Here is a 295-nt window from a genome sequence, read left to right on the forward strand (position 1 = left end):
CAGGCAATCAATTATTACCATAATTGGTTTGGCAGTCTTTGTTGCTCTGGGAACGGTAAGGTCCTATTATTGTGTGGACTTCCGATTGATTCTCGATTTTAAAAAGATACTGATTCAAAATATTGTAGGGGCTGTGGGGTATGCTGTTGGAGTTGCGGCTCTAATGGGAGTCCATATTAGGGTTATTCCTTTTATATTGGCTGAGTTGTTGCAGCTTATTTATGTACTAAAAAATAGTTCCTTGCAAAAGGAGCGTATAACTACTTCGCCAGCTTTTAGGATGACACTAATCAAG

General features: G+C 39.0%; 1 protein-coding gene. It reads left to right on the forward strand.

Annotation, left to right across the window (positions count from 1 at the left end; all coding sequences use genetic code 11):
- Positions 1–295: hypothetical protein (locus tag NE473_RS31710; RefSeq protein WP_256265690.1), on the forward strand; the 295-nt coding region annotated here is incomplete at both ends.

Origin of the sequence: Hungatella sp. SL.1.14, from assembly GCF_024460495.1 — a bacterium.
GTDB lineage: Bacteria > Bacillota > Clostridia > Lachnospirales > Lachnospiraceae > Hungatella > Hungatella hathewayi.